We start from the raw sequence: 15,014 nt of genomic DNA, 5'->3' as shown, positions 1-15,014 counted from the left end.
GCATGCCGGTCGCCCCGGGCTCAAGCTCGCACAGAACCGCACTTCAGACAGCCGAACCGGGTATTCGAGCCCCACAGGTTCGCAGTGAATTCACCGCCTCGAAGTGCGTCGGGCAGCGGCGCGTAGCAGGCGGCGGGCGAGGTCTGCGGGCTCGCTGGTTGCCAGCGGACCGGGCTGTGTCGGGATCAGGTACCCGCTGAGTGGGTGGGATTCGTCGGCATCCTCGAACAGCTCCGCGAGCAGCTCGTCCAGCGCACCCGGGTCATATGGTCCAGGAAGCGGCAGGGGTGCCGTGACCACATCGGAGGCCCTTGGTAGCGGCACGGCTCGTTGCCGGGTGGGGCGTTCCACCGCCACCGTGCCGTCGGGGTGTTCCCCGACGGGTGCGTAGCCGGCGTTGCGGAGAGCGGTCAGGGTTTCCGCGATGGGGGCGGTGCTGGCCACCACGGTCGGCGCGAGCAGCGCCAGGCCCAGTGTGCTCAGTGAGCGGGCGTGCAGGATCTCCTTCAGGAGCACCGGGTCGTCGCTGCGCAGGCAGCAGGCGACCGGCCGGACCAGGATCGCGCCGTGCCGCCGGGCCGTATCGCTGATGAGGTATTCGAGTGGCTGCGGTACCCGGGCACCGGCGGCTCGGTCCCGTAGGGCGGTGAGCAGCTCGGTCTCGCTGCTGCCCGCGTCCAGCGCTCGGCGTATCGAGGACGGGGTGAAGCGCCACGTCGACGCGCCACCGCGGGTCTCCCGGTCCGCCGCCGCGTCTAGCAGCACGGTGAGCGTCCGCGACGGGGTTCCCACGACCACCGCGGTCAGGTCGGCCTGCAGCAGGACGGTCTCTTCCGCCGGCGGTAGCAGCCGATCCAGCACGGTCGCCAACTGCTCAGGCTGGTCTGTGGCGAGCGCCCGGCCGAGATCAGTGACTGCTCCGTGGGCAACCGCTCCCACCAGCTGGGCCTCCCGCCACACGCCCTCGACCAGGCCGTTGGCATCGTCGAGATGGTCCAGGAGCATCGGGTTGCGCCACCGGGCGAGCGTGGTGACGGCCTGCGCGTCGGCGGCGGCAGCGCCGGGCGGCAGTCCCGCGGTCACCCTGAGCACCGCGGCTCGCAGCAGGGGCATCGCCGCGCCGTCCGCCGTGTGGACCAGGGCGGGCACCGGCTGCCCCGTACCGGCCGGCTGGTGCAGGGGAGCGCCCTCGCTGGACAGCCAGCCCGCCAGCAGCTCGGTCAGCTGCTCTGCGGGCTGCTGATCGCACCAGGTGTCGTACTCCTCGGTCGGTAGCAGGCCGGCCTCGGTCGGTGCCAGCAGTCCGGTGGCCATCGCGAGCTCCAGCCACAGCCGGATGTGGTCCGCGCTGTCGCCGATGGTCTTGGCGAGCCGGCGCAGCTCGCGTACGCCGACTCCGCCGGTCTTGAGAGGTGCGACGGGTGTCCGGCCGCACTCTTCCAGCAGGTTCACCATACCGGCGAGCGCAGTTGCCGCCGCCGAGGCGGATTCCCGCTCGACGGACTCCCCGTCGACCGGCCTGGTCGGTGCGGACGGCGGCGCGGGGTCGAATGGGAGCCGGTAGTCGGGTCCGCGCAGCGCCAGCGCGACCTCGCAGGGCATCTGTAGGGGTGCGCCCCAGTGGGCGGCGACGTGGATCAGTCCGTGCTCCACCGCCCACTGGGCCGGCCCTGTCCGGCGACCGTAGCGGTAGGTCGGCTCGTCGAGGTAGGGGCCCTCCCAGGCGAGTTGGTGGAGTAGCTCCTGAGTGTCCGCGGGGGCTGTGGTGCTGACCTTCCGGACGTTCGCACCGTCGGCCAGCCAGGCGGACAGGTTCCGTACCGTGACGGCTTTCTGCGTGCCCGCGGGTACCCCGAGCCTCCGGGCGATCCGGCGCAGGTCATCGGCGCGCTGCTCGGTGAGCAGCGCGGACAGCGGCGCCCCGAGACCCAGCGGGCACGGCCAGACGTGCCCCAGCGGTACGGTGCGCAGGCGGTCACCGTCCGGCCAGGCCACGGCGACCTCACCCAGCCGGACGAGCGCCGCGTCCAGGTCGGCGTCGTCGCTGGCCACGCCGAGGGCCGCCGCCAGCTCTGCGCGGTCGCATCCATCGCCCAGTGCCGCCAGCGCCTCGGCGATCTGCAGCTCCGGTCGGCTCAGTCCGAGCAGCGCGACGTCGATCAGCGGCGCAGCGTTTAGCCGCTCGGCCAACTCGGCCATCGTCGCGGGCTCCGGCGGTAGCAGCGCCTCCGGTCGTGCGGCGATCAGGTCACTGAGCTGCTCAGGCGTCAGAGCTGCCAGGTGGGTGATGAGACTCCGCACGCTCCAGGCTCCGTCTTCCGTCGGCTTGATAAAGCGACGCTACGGCATACCCTCAGTGACCCGGTGGCGGTCCCCCTCCCGCCGGCCGGAGAACGATCCGACTCCTGCTGCACGGGTGTGCGCAGTGTTGTTGACATCCGGAGCAGGCGCGGTTCACATCGTCTTCGCCCATGACGCCGTGGGGGTGTCGCGCCCACGGCCGCCGCGCCGCCGTATCCACCGAAGCGTGCTCGAACTGCGGCTTTGTGGCCTGCCCAAGACCGCCGGCGGATGGCCGCGCCGGTGACGCTGGGATGCGACGGTGCCGGCTGGCCTGTCACCAGGTATTCCTGAACGCCGATTGAGGACGCCGGCCGTTCGATCCAGGTCATCCAGGCAGGTATATGTGCGTATGGTTCAACTCGCTCCTCCGACATGAACTCCCACGACAGCCGGCGGGAAGTCACGCGCTGCTCGTCTGGCTGACGGCAGGGAAGTCGATGGTGGCGGGGGAGTGGTGCGACGATTCCTTTACTCGGCCGGTCTATGCTTCAGACGACCTGGGCAAACGTGCGTGAGCATGCCGCTGGGCCACCGGACTACTGGGGGGTCAAGGGGTCGTCGGTTCGAATCCGGCCGTCCCGACAGTACATAGAGAGGCCGCTAATCGGGGCGTATGCCCTGGTCAGCGGCCTCTGTTGGTTTCTGAAGTAGTCGGGAATCGGCAGCTAGACGGCGCGTAGCTGGGGACCAGCTGGGGACCGGCGAACCCTCAAGTGAGCGCTCAACGCCGTTCCCGCGTCCGTGATCGACTGGCGATCGGGGTGCAGATACCGCTGGGTCGTGGTGAGCGATCCGTGCCCGGCGATCTTTCGCAGGACGTGCACCGGTACGCCGGCATCTGCCATCCACGTCAGCCCGGTGTGGCGCAGATCGTGACGTCGCAGATGCTCGTAGCCCAAGGCAGTCACGACCTCGTCCCAGTGGGTCGCGTCCCGCAGTACTGCTGTGCTGATCCGACCGCCGCGCCATTGGCCGTGGGTGGTTCTGTCGCTCGTAGCCGTGCTGTGTACCGGGATCGTGGCGGTGCCGGTGCCGTGGGCTGTTCTGCGGCAGGTCGAGGCAGAGCGTGGTGAGGCGACACCGGATGCGGCGGTGAGCGTGTACGTGCTCCAGATGAGCAGTGGCGAGGAGATCGGTCTGTCGCGGGTACTGGCCGGCAGGCGTCATGACGAGCTGCTGCGGCAGTGGCGGCAGTACCGCGGCGAGATGGAACGCGGCAACGTGCCGTCGAAGCTTGAGACGGTCGGACCGATTGACGTCGAGGACCAGGGCGACGACCGCGCGACGGTGACCGCCCAGGTCCACGCGATCTGGTGGAACGAACAGGCCAACCTCAGCGGCGCAGCCCACCCGTGGCGGTTCGAGACGCGGCGAGACGCGGGCGGTTGGCGGGTGTGGGCAGCCGACCTGCCGCCGTGGTGCGGTGTGCACGTCCGGGCAGAAGCTTGCCGCTGAGCGCTACGGCCAGCGGCCAGCCGACTAAGGACGCGTCTCATTTGGTGAGGCGGCGGTAGCAGATCAGGGTGCTGGCGATCGTGGCAAAGGCTTCGAAGTGATCGCCCTTGCGGTCATAGCGGCGAACGAGGCGCCGGTAGCGCATCAGCCAGGACATGCAGGCTTCAACGACCCAGCGGTGCCGGCCCAGACGCGTGGAGGACTCGATGCCCTTACGGGCGATGCGTACCTTGATCCCCCGTCGCCGGACCTCGCGGCGCAGCTCGCGGGCGTCGTACGCCTTGTCGGCGTGCAACTTGTCTGGCCGCCACCGGCGGCGCCCGTTGGGTGTGCGGATCGCCGGGACGCTGTCGAGCATGGGCAGCAGCAGTTGGCTGTCGTGGACGTTCGCGGCGGTGACCAGCACGGCCAGGGGCAGCCCCTTCCGGTCGCAGATGACGTGGAGTTTGCTGCCTGGTTTGCCGCGGTCGACCGGGTTTGGGCCAGTCAGATCGCCCCTTTTTCCGCCCGCACACTGATCGAGTCGACCACCGCCCTCGACCAGTCGATCCGCCGGTCGGCGCCGAGCCGGTCCAGGGTCGCCTCGTGCAGCCGGAGCCAGAACCCGGCCGCGGTCCACTCGGTGAACCTGCGGTGCGCGGTGGCCCTGGTGACACCGAACGACGCCTCAGGCAGCTTCCACCAGGAACAACCCGCCTGGGTCACGTACACGATCGCGGCCAGCACCGCCCGGTCATCCACCCGCCGGCGACCACCACCCTGCCGACGAACCGGCGCGGGCGGGATCAACGGCGCCGCTATCTCCCAGAGATCATCCGGCGCCCAGGTGCGGATCATGGCCTCGTCCACGGGAGCAAATCATGCCCCCAGGCCAACGACCATCCAAATGAGACGCGCCCTAAGAGCGGGTGTCGATTGACCGTCTTGACACCGGCTGCCAACCTGATCGTGATGGGCAGATTGCCCCGCTGACCAACGAGGGAGCGTGCACCATGGCCACACCGCGCACCAGGCCGTCGGTGGGGTTCGAACCGCGGCGGATTCTCCCGATCACGGGGGCCGTCCTGGCCGGGGCGATCGTGCTGATCGTGGCCCTCACCGCTGTCATCGGCGGCTTTGACAAGACGGCCGGCGGCGAGGTCGGGGTGGTCCGCAACGGCGGCTGGTTCGACAACAACCGGGTGCGTCAGGTGATCCCGCCGGCCTCCGGTCTCACCTGGACAGGCACGTACTCCACCACCCACCGCTACCCCGCACAGCAGCGCTTCTACACGATCACGTCCGACACCAAGCGTGGCGACCGGACCGGCGTCGACGTGGTGAACACACCGTCGAGCGACGGCGTGGAAATGGGCATCGAGGGCACCATCTATTTCACCCTCAACCTCGACCCCGACACCCTGAAGGCGTTCGACACGAGGTTCGGCACCCGGCAGTTCCGCGGCGTCGACAGCCAGCTGCGCTACGCCTACGACGGAGACGAGGGCTGGAGCAGCTTCCTCGACGTGATCGTCCGCCCCGTGATCGACAACGACCTGCGCATCCAGATCAACAGCTTCCGTTGCGCGGAGCTGGTCTCCAGTTGCGCACTGGTCCAGAACGGCGCGCAGCGCACCGGAACACCGGCACCCGCCAATCCGGACACCGGAGGTCAGACCAACAACACGAACATCGCCAAGGTGCAGGAAGCCGTGAACAGCAGCCTCCCCAAGGACCTGACCGAGATGCTGGGCGGGAACTTCTTCGAGGGCATCAAGTTCAACCTGGCCCGAGTCACCCTGCCAGAGACGGTGCAGGACGCGGTGAACCAGGCCCAGGCGGCGTACGCGCAGGTCAGCGAGGCCCAGGCGCGGGTGGCGCAGGCCAAGGCGGAGGCGGAGGCCAACAAAACCCGGCAGCAGGGGTACGACGCCTGCTCCGCGTGCGCCCAGATCGACATCATCAAGGCTCTACCCCCAGGAGTGACGACGTACGCTCCCGGAGCCGGCGCCACCGTACCCCTCAAGTAAGGCGGAGGTCGCCGTGCGGGCCCTCACCCTGCTGCTCGCCATCGGCGTCACGTTGGTCGTCGCCGTCAGCTGCTACCTCCTGCTGGCGGCCCTCGCCGGGCGGCGCAGCCGACGGGCGACCCGCGCGGCGCGCTGGCAGGTCCTGCACTACGGGCGCGATGGGCAGACGGTGGTCGCGGTCGGGCTCGTACCGCCGGATGGACGAGTCCTCGACGAACACGTGGTCGATCGCATCGCCGATGGTGACCCCGAGTGGAACGACCGATTTCTGCGGGCACGCGAGAGCGCGGAGGAGCGGGCGTACCACCTCAACGGCGGTGGCACCCACCTCCCCGGCTAGCGAGCATGCCGGCGGTTGGACTCCTGCCGGACCGCCTCCGTGAGGTCCCGCGAACGAGCATCATCCGGTCGACCATCGATCGGGCGGATGCTTCGTCCGGGAAGTCGTAGGTGACCTGCTGGCCTCCATTGCCTCCGAGGCGGCCACGCACCCGCCAGAGCCGACCGTCCGAGAGCAGCCAGATGTCCCGCCGGGCCATGCGGCCCCACGATCCGTTCCACCACCGACCACGTACCTCCACACCGGCACCCTAGTCGAACAGACGTTCGGTGCAGCCGGCTGTCGGCGATGCCTGGTCTCGCATGATGGTTGACGGGACGACGTCGCAGGAGTGGCCGCCTACACCACCAGCGGAGTCATCGGACGTCCATCGCTTGGTACGCGTGAAAGGGCAAGGCTGCGCTCGAGAGCTTCACCCAGTCCTTCGCAGAACACGTACGGGTACACGGCGTCTAGTGCGGTGTCCACTAACGTTCACCGGGTTTGCGGTGGGTGTTGTGGATCCTCGCCGTAGGGGCGAGCGACTCCCCACCGGGTGGTGGGGCGGGCCTTCGCGGGCCAACTGATCCTCGCGCCGCCCGGGGTGGGCGGCGGGGGTCACGTCGGGACCGTCCGGTACCGGGCAGGTGCCGGCCGGCTCGACGGTGCGTGACCACCTCCGGCAGCGCAACTGCTGTCGGGGTGGTGGGTCCGCCGCCCGGGGTGCGGGTGGCGATGCTGGCCGCCGCGACGAGGTCGCGGTGGCCGGAGAATCGGCAGTGCGGGCAGGACAGGGTTCGCCCGCGGGGTTTCGGCACCCGCCTTCTGCAGGTGGGGCAGGTGGAGGAGGTGCCGCGTTCGTCGACCAGCCGGACGACGATGCCGGCCAGGACAGCTTTGTCGGTGAGGACTTGGAGGAGCCGGCCGATCTGCCACTGCCGCAACCGCAGGTTGTGCCGCCGCCCCGCCGGCAGGTCCAACACCCCGCGAGGATCACCCACGTGCAGCACACCCACCCGCTGCTCCACCGCCCAGGACACGACGCTACGGGCGGCCTCGTGCTGGGCCTGACGAACCCTGCGCCGGTGCCGGCCCTCCACCAGGCGGGCCCGGCGACGGTACTGCCGCCACGGCCGCGACCCCTTCTCACCAGGTTTCGGCGCCCGCCGGGCCACGGCGCGGCGGCGGGCTTTCGTGTCGGCGAGGTGCATGCGGTGCTCGGCGCGGATCGCCCGCCCCGACACCAGCAACCCCTTCCCGTCCGGGCCGGCCACCGCGTACGGGTGGATGATCCCGAGATCCACCCCGGCCACCCTCGCCGGATCCGGTTGTTCACCCGGCGGGTAGACCGCCACCGGCACCTCAGCGGTCACGTCGAGGAACAGCCGACCGCCCTCACACAGCAGGGTGACCGACCGGACCTGCTCGACCGGATACGGCACCTCCCGCGCCAAGCGGACCCACAACGGCGCACTGCCTTTGGCCGTGGGTATCCGCAGCCGGCGCCCGTCGAGGGTGAACGTGCCGTGATACCAGCGCACCGGCACCAACCCCCGCCGACGACGAGGAAACCGCGCCAACATGTCACCGGCGCTGCGGCGCTTCGCCGCCGCGAACCACGCATCAGAAAACCGGCGCAACACCGACCGCGCACCCGTGGAGTCCAGTTCGGCGAACGTGCCCGGCCCCGACGCCGCCAACTCCCGACACAACTCCTGATAGCCGGACAGGGGTACGTCCCGCCGGCGGCGCCGCCACGCGTTGACCTCCAACACACACGCCCACACGTCACCGGCCGAGCGCAGCAGCCCGAAACACCGCCGCCGCTGCCCGAGCGTCACCCGCACCGCAACCCGGGCAGTGCGATGCACAACCCGCGGCAAGGCGGGATCCCGACGGCGAGGCACGAACCGAAGCCAACACCAGCCCTACGACATTTCCCCAACCCCCGACCAACCCGGCCAACGTTTGTGGTCAAAGCACTAGCTGCGCCACCTGTTCGCGCACGGCAGCGTCGAACTGCTCGTCCGCGTGGTACTGCGAGTGCCCCTCGATCGGGGGAGGGACGGTGTCGGATGGCTCCAGGGTCACGTCACGCGGGTCTCGCAGACGCCGGTCCACGCCGCCGGGTGGACCGTTGACCGCGGGTCGCTCGCCAAGACGATGGGGGGAGAAGATCCAGCCGCCGATGGGATCGGTGTCCCGCCACAGGTTCAGCCAACGCCAGCCCACCCGATCTCCCACCTCGCGCAGCGTGTCATCGCTGACATAGGCCGGGAAGAGCCGGGCGTAGACGGGGTGCAGCGGAGACCCGTAGGTCAGCAGGGCCACCCGGCGTAGCGTCTCCGGCGGCAGTTGCAGGATGGTGGCGGCCAGTAGCGCCGAGCCGTGACTGTGCCCGGACAGCAGGACCCCGCCCTGCTCGGCGAGGTAGCGGGTCCTGCGCACCAGGTCCGGAACCACACGTTCGGCGTAGCAGGGCGGCGCGAACGGGTGGGCCGCACGGGGCCAGAAGGTGGCCAGGTCCCACAGCACGCCGACGAGCCGCATGGCCGGGGACCGGTAGGCAAGCAGCCCGGCGACTGCGAGGCCGACGACGAACAACCCGACGAGGTACGCGCCGAGATCGGTGGCGAAGTCCACCACCGCCCTCGCCCGCTCGCCGCCGAGCCGGGCGGCGAGTTCGCCCGGTGCGATGCCGGCCAGCGCGAAGCCGGCCGAGCCGAGGCTAAACACTGCGACCAACGGGTAGGCGGCGCGCATCGGCCTCAGCCGCTCGGTGACTCGTGCCTTCGCGACCGCGTCGCGGACGTCCCGTAGGCGGGGCGTGGCCTGCGCGGGGGGATCCGGAAAGTCGCGCGCGACGACCTCTGCCGCCGCCCGGCGCCGGCGGGACAGCGTCAGCCGACTCCAGCACAGTTCCACGAGGATGGCCAGCAGCACCGCGGCGCCGAAGCCCAGCACCAACCACCGGTACGAGACCGGCGGCTGGAGCTGCGGGGCGTAGGCCGGCAACGGCCGGAGCGGGCTCGGGAGGGAGCCGCGGTCCAGGAAGTCGGCAACGCGGTAGACCAGTCCGGCGGTGAACTCCAGCGCCAGGCCGATCGCGACGGCGATCACCGCCGGGGCGCCCAGGTCGCCGAGCAACGTCGGGGCCGTGGGTCGACCCCGGCGCTGCCACAGCACGACCGCCCCGAGCGCGATCAGCAGGGCGGCCTGCCCGAGGAAGATCCACGCGACCATGGAGTCGTACCCGGGCAGGGACCCGGTTACCGGACGTTCGGCGGGCCGGGTCGCCGCGTACACGAGGCACAGCGCGGTCAGCACACCGGCTGCGGCGTGGATCGCGCGGGCGGTCGTCTCCACCCGTGCGCCTCGGCTGCCCTGATTGGTGGTTACCGGCACGCAGAGCAGCACCAGGCACGCCACCAGTAGCATCACCGCAGCCGCAACGAGGGCGTGGCCCGTCACCGCGCCGTCGATGGGCGCGAGGGCCGCGAGCAGGCTCGTGTCCACCGTTGCCAACGCGACCGCGATGTGGATCGACCGTAGCCGGCGGAGGAGCGGCATACCGGCCCAGTAGCCGGGCGCGTCGAGCCTGTTGCCCTCAGCGCGTACCGTCGCCTGAGTGAACGGTTCGGACGAGCGCCAGGAGCGCGAGCCGAGCTTCGCGGCGAGGCCGACCACGGCGATCGGCGCAAGGGCGAGGAGCGCGAGACGCTGTCCCGGAGGTATGCCGCCGAGCCAGGACAGGTATCGGCGGCCTTCGAGGCACCGGGGATACGACGCGCACTCCCAGGCGACGAGATCGAGCGAGACGCCGACGAACGAGAGCACATACATCGCGGTGATGGTGGCCGCGAGTAGGCGGCACAGGGCCTTCGCGGTTACGTCGGTTCGTGACTGGGGCGCGTTCGGCAGCATCCAGATCGCGAGGTTGCTGAGCATGAACGGCAGCAGCAGCAGCAACGACAGGGTCCGCACTGCTGTGCCGGCCGTCAGATTGCTCCAGTGGTACGCCTCCAGCGTCACGCCACCCGGCCCGGTGGTGGCCCCGTACCCCGGTCGGGGTCGGTAAAAGCCGGCGTTCCGATCGCCGGCGACGCGGAAGACGAGGGGCCGGTCGAGCATTGCATCGGCGTCGTCGCCGGACACGCCGTGCACCCGCAACTCCGTCACCCTGACCGACATCCGCCGCCCCGCCGGTGCCTAGCGACGGCACGCCCGATAGCGCCATTACCCGCACCCGGCGACCAGCGGAGAGCCCGTCCAGGTCGAACCACAGCCGCGGTCCGTCTCCCAGAATCCCCAGCCACCGGCTTCGGACGCCGAGCGGAACGATCGCTCCCGTGCACGTGACCCTTCCTCCCCCTACTATCTGCGGCGCAAACGGACGTGACGGCCCGCACCCGGAGATCCGCCACCGTACCCGGTTGCGCGACCACCCCGTCCGACCTGAAGCCGGCGCGGTATACCCCGCTACAGCAGGTGCTATGCCAGTTGGCGCGCTGTCGGCACTGACACCCGCCAGGCCGTGGTACGACTGCTTCAACGCTTGGCCGAGCCGACAGAACAGGCGAGTCGATGACCAGGAACAGGTCGACCGGGCTGCTGCGAAGCCCCGGGGATCCGCAGCAGCCGGCCTTCCTGGAGCTCTTCTTCGACCTGGCGTTCGTCTTCGCCCTCACGCAGCTTTCGCACGGGCTGATCGAGGACCTTAGCTGGAACGGCGCCTTCCAGACCCTGGTGTTGCTGCTGGCCGTGTGGTGGGTCTGGTCGCTGACCGCGACGATCATCGACCGGCTGAACCCGCAGCGGTCGGCGGTACAGCTCCTGGTCATCGCCACCATGGTCGGCAGCCTGGTGATGGCGGTCGCGGTGCCAGACGCGTTCGGCGACACCGGCCTGATCTTCGCGGGCGCCTACGTCGCCATCCAGGTCGGCCGCGGCGTCACCCTCCTGGTCATCCTGCGGGACGATGAGCTGCGCCGCGCCGCCGTGCGGATCCTGGTCTGGTCCCTCGTGTCCGCGGCGCCGTGGATCATCGGGGCGGTTGCCGAGGACGCCATGCGCGGAGCGCTCTGGGCGCTCGCGGTGGCCGTGGACTACACGGCGGGCCTACTGCGCTATCCCAGGCCAGGACTCGGCCCCTCACCCGAGTGGCAGGGGACGGTCGCAGGTGAGCACCTCGCCGAGCGCTACCGGCAGGTATTCATCATCGCGCTCGGCGAGGACATCCTGGTGACAGGGCTGGCGCTCAGCAGCCGCGGCTTCGCCGCCGACCGCACCATGGCGTTCCTGGTGTCGATCGCCACAACCGTGCTGGTGTGGCGGATCTACCTCCACCGAGCCGGAGCGTCCCTGGCCGAGGCCATCGCAGCAGCTCCCGCCCCGAGACGCCTCGCCCGGTCGGCGCTCATGGCTCACCTGCTGATGGTGGCCGGCATCATGGTCACCGCCGTTGGTGACGAACTCCTCGTCGCCCATCCCTTCGGACACACGCAACCATCCTCCATCGCCGTCATCCTCGGCGGGCCAGCGCTATTCGTGCTCGGACGTGCCACCTTCGAGTACGCGGTCTTCGGCCGCGTGTCCCGGGACCGGCCGATCGGGCTGCTCGTGCTGGCTGCCCTGGCGCCGGCGACGCTGCTCGGGCCGCCGTTGCTGGCCGCCCTCGCCAGCACCGCAGTCCTGGCCGGGATCGCGGTCACCGACGCGGTCCGCGACTGGGAGCGTCAACCAGCGCCGCCGCGGCGGTAAGCCTGAACGACGATGCTGACCCCGCCAACGCCTAGACCGTTGGTGGGCTAGTCAGTGCGGCGGCGGTTGGACTCCTGCCGGACCGCCTCCGTGAGGTCGCGCCAGGTACCGCCCCGTGAGGTGCGGGACCTCCCGTCCCAATGCTCGCAGCGCACCCGGCTGTCACGAGAGCGCGGGAGCTGCTCGACCGGGACAACACGCGCAAGTGGACTCTCGACGAACTGGCTCGCGACGTGGGCCTCGCCCGGGGTATCCCGCCCGCCACGCTCTTCGCACGGGAGATCGGCATGACCCCACACCGACATCTCAACGAGCGACGGCTGCACCAAGCCCGGCACCTGCTCACCACGACCGACCTGTCGGTCACCGCCATCGGGCTGGCCTGCGGCTACGGCTCGGGCCAGCATTTCGCCCGCGTGTTCCGGCAGCTCACCGGAACGACGCCACGTGAACACCGGCGGGCGGCGAGCCCGCCGCCCGCCGGTGACGCCGCTCAGGACCAGGCGGCTGAGTCCCGGAACGGGAAATGGCGTGCCGGGTCGAAGACCGGCACGGGCTGGTAGGAGTTGACACCGAGATCTCCGCGCAGCCACAGTGCACTCGGATACGGCTGCTCCTCGCCGAGGATTCGGGTAGAGGTGGGGATGTAGCGGAGAGTCAGCCCGCATCGGCGGTGCGGGCTGACGTTGGCGTTGCTTCCGTGGATGATGTTGGGGTGGTGCACCTCGACGTCGCCGGGGCGCAGCACGATGTCCACGGCGTCGGCCTCGTCCACGTCGCAGGCGATCTCGTGTCCGAGAACGTTGTCCACCTCGGTGTTCGGCCGCATCGCCGCGATCTCTCGGGTGTGGCTGCCGGGGACGACCCGGACGCAGCCGTTCTCGGGCGTCGAATGGTCGACCGCCAGCCACAGCGTCACGACCTCCATCGGCTCCAGCGGCCAGAAGGCGCTGTCCTGATGCCAGAGCACGGTCTGCCCGGTGAAGGGAGGCTTGCTGATGTAGTGCGAGGCGAACAGGGCGATGTTCGGGCCGATGAACATCTCGGCGATGTCGAGGAGCCGGTCATCGCTGATCAAGCGGATCCAGAACGGATCATCTCGAAGATAGATGTGGCCCAGCTGCTCGGTGCGCACGTCGGGATGACGCTTTGCGAGCCAGTCGACGTGTGCGCTCGCCTCGGCGATGAGATCGGCGTCGATGACATTCCGGAAGATGGAGTAGCCGTCGCGCTCGTACTGATCGAGCACTGACGCTCTGCCTACGCTGACGGTGGACATGGCGTTCCCTTCGGGCAAGGAGTTGTCCTGTGCGCACACCGTGCCACTCGCGGCCCCAGCCGGAATACGCTCTGTGCTCTCCAGAAGTTGTACTGTGTTGATGTGTCCTCAACGCAGCCGGAACGCGCGGAGCGGTTCGAAGACCACGCACTCGGGCGGCCATATCACGCCGCGCTCGTCGAGCTGAGGAGCCGCTCGCACCCGCACAGCCATCGTGATTATTACGAAATAATGGCCATCGTCGCCGGCGACGGCGAGCAACTCGTGTCACATGGTGGCGGCCCTCCGCGCCGGCAGCCGCTTCGTGGGGGCGACCTGCTGCTCGTCCGTCCGCGCGACCACCACACCATCATCGGTGGGCTGCACTTCTACAACATCGCATTCCCTGCGGCCGGCTGGAGGGCCTTCACCGGGCTCGCCGGAGCCGACCCCGCGGGCGGGTTCCTCCCGCCCCTGGTACACACCGGAGACGACCGCGGTGCCCAAACATGCGCCGCCGCTCTCGAACGGTTCCATGACGCGCCCCGGCAAACCGACCTCATCCGCTTCTGGTGCGAGGTCCTCGACCTGCTCACACACGGCGCCGATACGCCCGGACAGCCACTCGAGATCCCAGCGTGGCTCCTGACCGCAACTGCCGCCATGAGCCACGAAGAGCACCTGCGCGAGGGAGTCCCGCGATTGCGGGAACTGGCACACGTGAGCGACGGGCACCTGGCCCGCAGCATGCGCCGCTACTACGGGACCACACCGACCGAGTTCGTTGCCGACGCGCGCTTACGGCGCGCGGCCACGTTATTGGCCACGACGACACGCACGATTGCCGACATCGCCTACACCTGCGGCTTCACCAGCGCCAGCTACTTCACCCGGCGATTCCGTGATGCGCACGGCGCTTCGCCACGCCAGTTCCGCGTCGCGGCGCGAAACGCGTTCGTGCCCGCCTAGCCGGGCCTCACGAGGCCCGGCTAGGCCTTGCACTTGCCGAAACCTCGTCCGCGCAGGTCACGCAGCATGCTCGGACTCGTGGAGAACACCGCCGAGGCGATCGCGTCTTCGTATGTCGAGGCGGGTGATCTTGTCTGGGTCGGCGACCGGCGCGGGCAACGGGTGTAACGGTCGTGCGTTCCCGATGCCCTGGTGCGGGCGGTGCCCGTTGTAGAACTGCTCGTACTCGCGCAGGGCGTGGAGGAGATGCTGTTGGTTCCAGATCAGGCTGCGGTCAACAGTTCGCGTCGGCAGGTCTGTACCCAGCGCTCCATGATCGGGTTCATGCGCGACATCCGGACGCCGCTGAGCACGACGTCGATGCCCGCGTCTGCCAGGAAGGCGTCGAACAGGGCCCGGAACTTCCCGTCACGGTCCGGATCAGGAACCGGGACACCTGGTCTCACCATAGGCAGCACGCCGCCACCGCTGGCGTCACGCCCAGGTAAGCCGTTCGCAGCAGCACGGCGGACCATCATGCCGTGCCGATCACCGGTGTGCGAGAGCCCCAGCCCGCAATCGGGATCAGCACCCCGTCCACTCCGCGCACCGGCTCCAACCAGGGCGGATGGAGTTTTCGGCAGGGCAACCGTGGAGCGGCTCATGCGCAACGCAGGACTGCGCGGGGTCGTGCGCGGCAAGAAGATCCGCACCACGGTCGCCGGTCCCGGCCACGAACGCGCCGGCGCCTGGTCGCCCGGGATTTCACCGCGACCGTGCCCGACCGCGCCGTTTCCCGGCCGACCACAACCCCGCCCGGCGCCCATGCCGGCGCTGCCCGCACCTCGTCCGCCAGAACACGCCTTGCCGGGGAGCCCTTGCTCGGTATGGCTTGTGCGGACCGCTCTGGCTGGGTGACCGA

General features: G+C 69.8%; 12 protein-coding genes and 1 pseudogene. 6 read left to right on the top strand and 7 right to left on the bottom strand.

Annotated elements, in window-relative coordinates:
* Window positions 1-90: 90 nt before the first annotated feature.
* Both GA0070613_RS27875 and GA0070613_RS27870 read right to left on the bottom strand, forming a co-directional pair.
* Window positions 91-2,301: a helicase-associated domain-containing protein gene (locus GA0070613_RS27875; protein ID WP_089014993.1), complete on the bottom strand. Its 2,211-nt coding sequence runs from the start codon at window positions 2,299-2,301 to the stop codon at window positions 91-93.
* 707 nt (window positions 2,302-3,008) lie between these two features.
* A pseudogene (locus GA0070613_RS27870) lies at window positions 3,009-3,308 on the bottom strand (tyrosine-type recombinase/integrase); the annotation flags it as partial.
* On the opposite strand from GA0070613_RS27870, the gene GA0070613_RS27865 reads away from it, so the two are divergent.
* Entirely contained in the window at window positions 3,289-3,798 is a 510-nt protein-coding gene (locus GA0070613_RS27865; protein ID WP_157746560.1) for a hypothetical protein, read from the top strand. The pseudogene GA0070613_RS27870 and the gene GA0070613_RS27865 overlap by 20 nt on opposite strands.
* Before the next feature lie 37 nt (window positions 3,799-3,835).
* Here GA0070613_RS27865 and GA0070613_RS27860 read toward each other — a convergent pair.
* Window positions 3,836-4,635 (bottom strand): IS5 family transposase gene (locus GA0070613_RS27860; protein ID WP_172876011.1). Its coding sequence is split into 2 segments (ribosomal slippage): window positions 3,836-4,290 and window positions 4,290-4,635, totalling 801 coding nucleotides; the frame shifts between segments, so codons are not numbered across the junction.
* A 155-nt stretch (window positions 4,636-4,790) separates the two neighbouring features.
* On the opposite strand from GA0070613_RS27860, the gene GA0070613_RS27855 reads away from it, so the two are divergent.
* Both GA0070613_RS27855 and GA0070613_RS27850 read left to right on the top strand, forming a co-directional pair.
* A complete protein-coding gene (locus GA0070613_RS27855; protein WP_089014991.1) occupies window positions 4,791-5,807 on the top strand; it encodes an SPFH domain-containing protein in 1,017 nt (338 codons plus the stop codon).
* Window positions 5,808-5,820: 13 nt separating this feature from the next.
* The gene (locus tag GA0070613_RS27850) at window positions 5,821-6,147 is read left to right on the top strand and encodes a hypothetical protein (RefSeq protein ID WP_089014990.1); all 327 of its coding nucleotides are present in this window, start codon (window positions 5,821-5,823) and stop codon (window positions 6,145-6,147) included.
* Between the two features lie 467 nt (window positions 6,148-6,614).
* On the opposite strand, the gene GA0070613_RS27845 is transcribed toward GA0070613_RS27850, so the two are convergent.
* Both GA0070613_RS27845 and GA0070613_RS27840 read right to left on the bottom strand, forming a co-directional pair.
* The gene (locus tag GA0070613_RS27845) at window positions 6,615-7,967 is read right to left on the bottom strand and encodes an RNA-guided endonuclease InsQ/TnpB family protein (protein WP_089014989.1); all 1,353 of its coding nucleotides are present in this window, start codon (window positions 7,965-7,967) and stop codon (window positions 6,615-6,617) included.
* A 133-nt stretch (window positions 7,968-8,100) separates the two neighbouring features.
* On the bottom strand, window positions 8,101-10,317 hold the full coding sequence (locus tag GA0070613_RS27840; protein ID WP_089014988.1) for a hypothetical protein: 2,217 nt from the start codon (window positions 10,315-10,317) through the stop codon (window positions 8,101-8,103).
* Between the two features lie 393 nt (window positions 10,318-10,710).
* Between GA0070613_RS27840 and GA0070613_RS27835 the strand changes: the two genes are divergently transcribed.
* Together GA0070613_RS27835 and GA0070613_RS27830 are read left to right on the top strand one after the other, a co-directional pair.
* Complete coding sequence (locus GA0070613_RS27835; protein ID WP_089014987.1) at window positions 10,711-11,886, top strand: low temperature requirement protein A; 1,176 nt, start codon at window positions 10,711-10,713, stop codon at window positions 11,884-11,886.
* A 140-nt stretch (window positions 11,887-12,026) separates the two neighbouring features.
* The gene (locus GA0070613_RS27830) at window positions 12,027-12,449 is read left to right on the top strand and encodes a helix-turn-helix domain-containing protein (RefSeq protein ID WP_089014986.1); all 423 of its coding nucleotides are present in this window, start codon (window positions 12,027-12,029) and stop codon (window positions 12,447-12,449) included.
* On the opposite strand, the gene GA0070613_RS27825 is transcribed toward GA0070613_RS27830, so the two are convergent.
* On the bottom strand, window positions 12,380-13,165 hold the full coding sequence (locus GA0070613_RS27825; protein WP_089014985.1) for a phytanoyl-CoA dioxygenase family protein: 786 nt from the start codon (window positions 13,163-13,165) through the stop codon (window positions 12,380-12,382). The two genes, GA0070613_RS27830 and GA0070613_RS27825, sit on opposite strands and share 70 nt — an antisense overlap.
* Window positions 13,166-13,396: 231 nt before the next feature.
* Here GA0070613_RS27825 and GA0070613_RS27820 point away from each other — a divergent pair, with 231 nt between their 5' ends.
* Window positions 13,397-14,113, top strand: coding sequence for a helix-turn-helix transcriptional regulator (locus GA0070613_RS27820; protein ID WP_197699004.1), 717 nt, complete (start codon window positions 13,397-13,399; stop codon window positions 14,111-14,113).
* 263 nt (window positions 14,114-14,376) lie between these two features.
* On the opposite strand, the gene GA0070613_RS33165 is transcribed toward GA0070613_RS27820, so the two are convergent.
* Window positions 14,377-14,808, bottom strand: coding sequence for a hypothetical protein (locus GA0070613_RS33165; RefSeq protein WP_197699003.1), 432 nt, complete (start codon window positions 14,806-14,808; stop codon window positions 14,377-14,379).
* Window positions 14,809-15,014 lie beyond the last annotated feature (206 nt).

The sequence above is a fragment of the Micromonospora inositola genome (genome assembly GCF_900090285.1).
GTDB lineage: Bacteria > Actinomycetota > Actinomycetes > Mycobacteriales > Micromonosporaceae > Micromonospora > Micromonospora inositola.
The sequence above is the reverse complement of the archived record's forward strand: the minus strand, read 5'-3'. Positions and strand labels throughout refer to the sequence as shown.

Bases quoted from the DNA above. Each gene is read 5' to 3' on its own strand.
- GA0070613_RS27825 (WP_089014985.1), bottom strand. From the start codon at position 13,165: ATGTCCACCGTCAGCGTAGGCAGAGCGTCAGTGCTCGATCAGTACGAG.
- GA0070613_RS27855 (WP_089014991.1), top strand. From the start codon at position 4,791: ATGGCCACACCGCGCACCAGGCCGTCGGTGGGGTTCGAACCGCGGCGG.
- GA0070613_RS27830 (WP_089014986.1), top strand. From the start codon at position 12,027: ATGCTCGCAGCGCACCCGGCTGTCACGAGAGCGCGGGAGCTGCTCGAC.
- GA0070613_RS27820 (WP_197699004.1), top strand. From the start codon at position 13,397: ATGGCCATCGTCGCCGGCGACGGCGAGCAACTCGTGTCACATGGTGGC.
- GA0070613_RS27840 (WP_089014988.1), bottom strand. From the start codon at position 10,317: ATGTCGGTCAGGGTGACGGAGTTGCGGGTGCACGGCGTGTCCGGCGAC.
- GA0070613_RS27835 (WP_089014987.1), top strand. From the start codon at position 10,711: ATGACCAGGAACAGGTCGACCGGGCTGCTGCGAAGCCCCGGGGATCCG.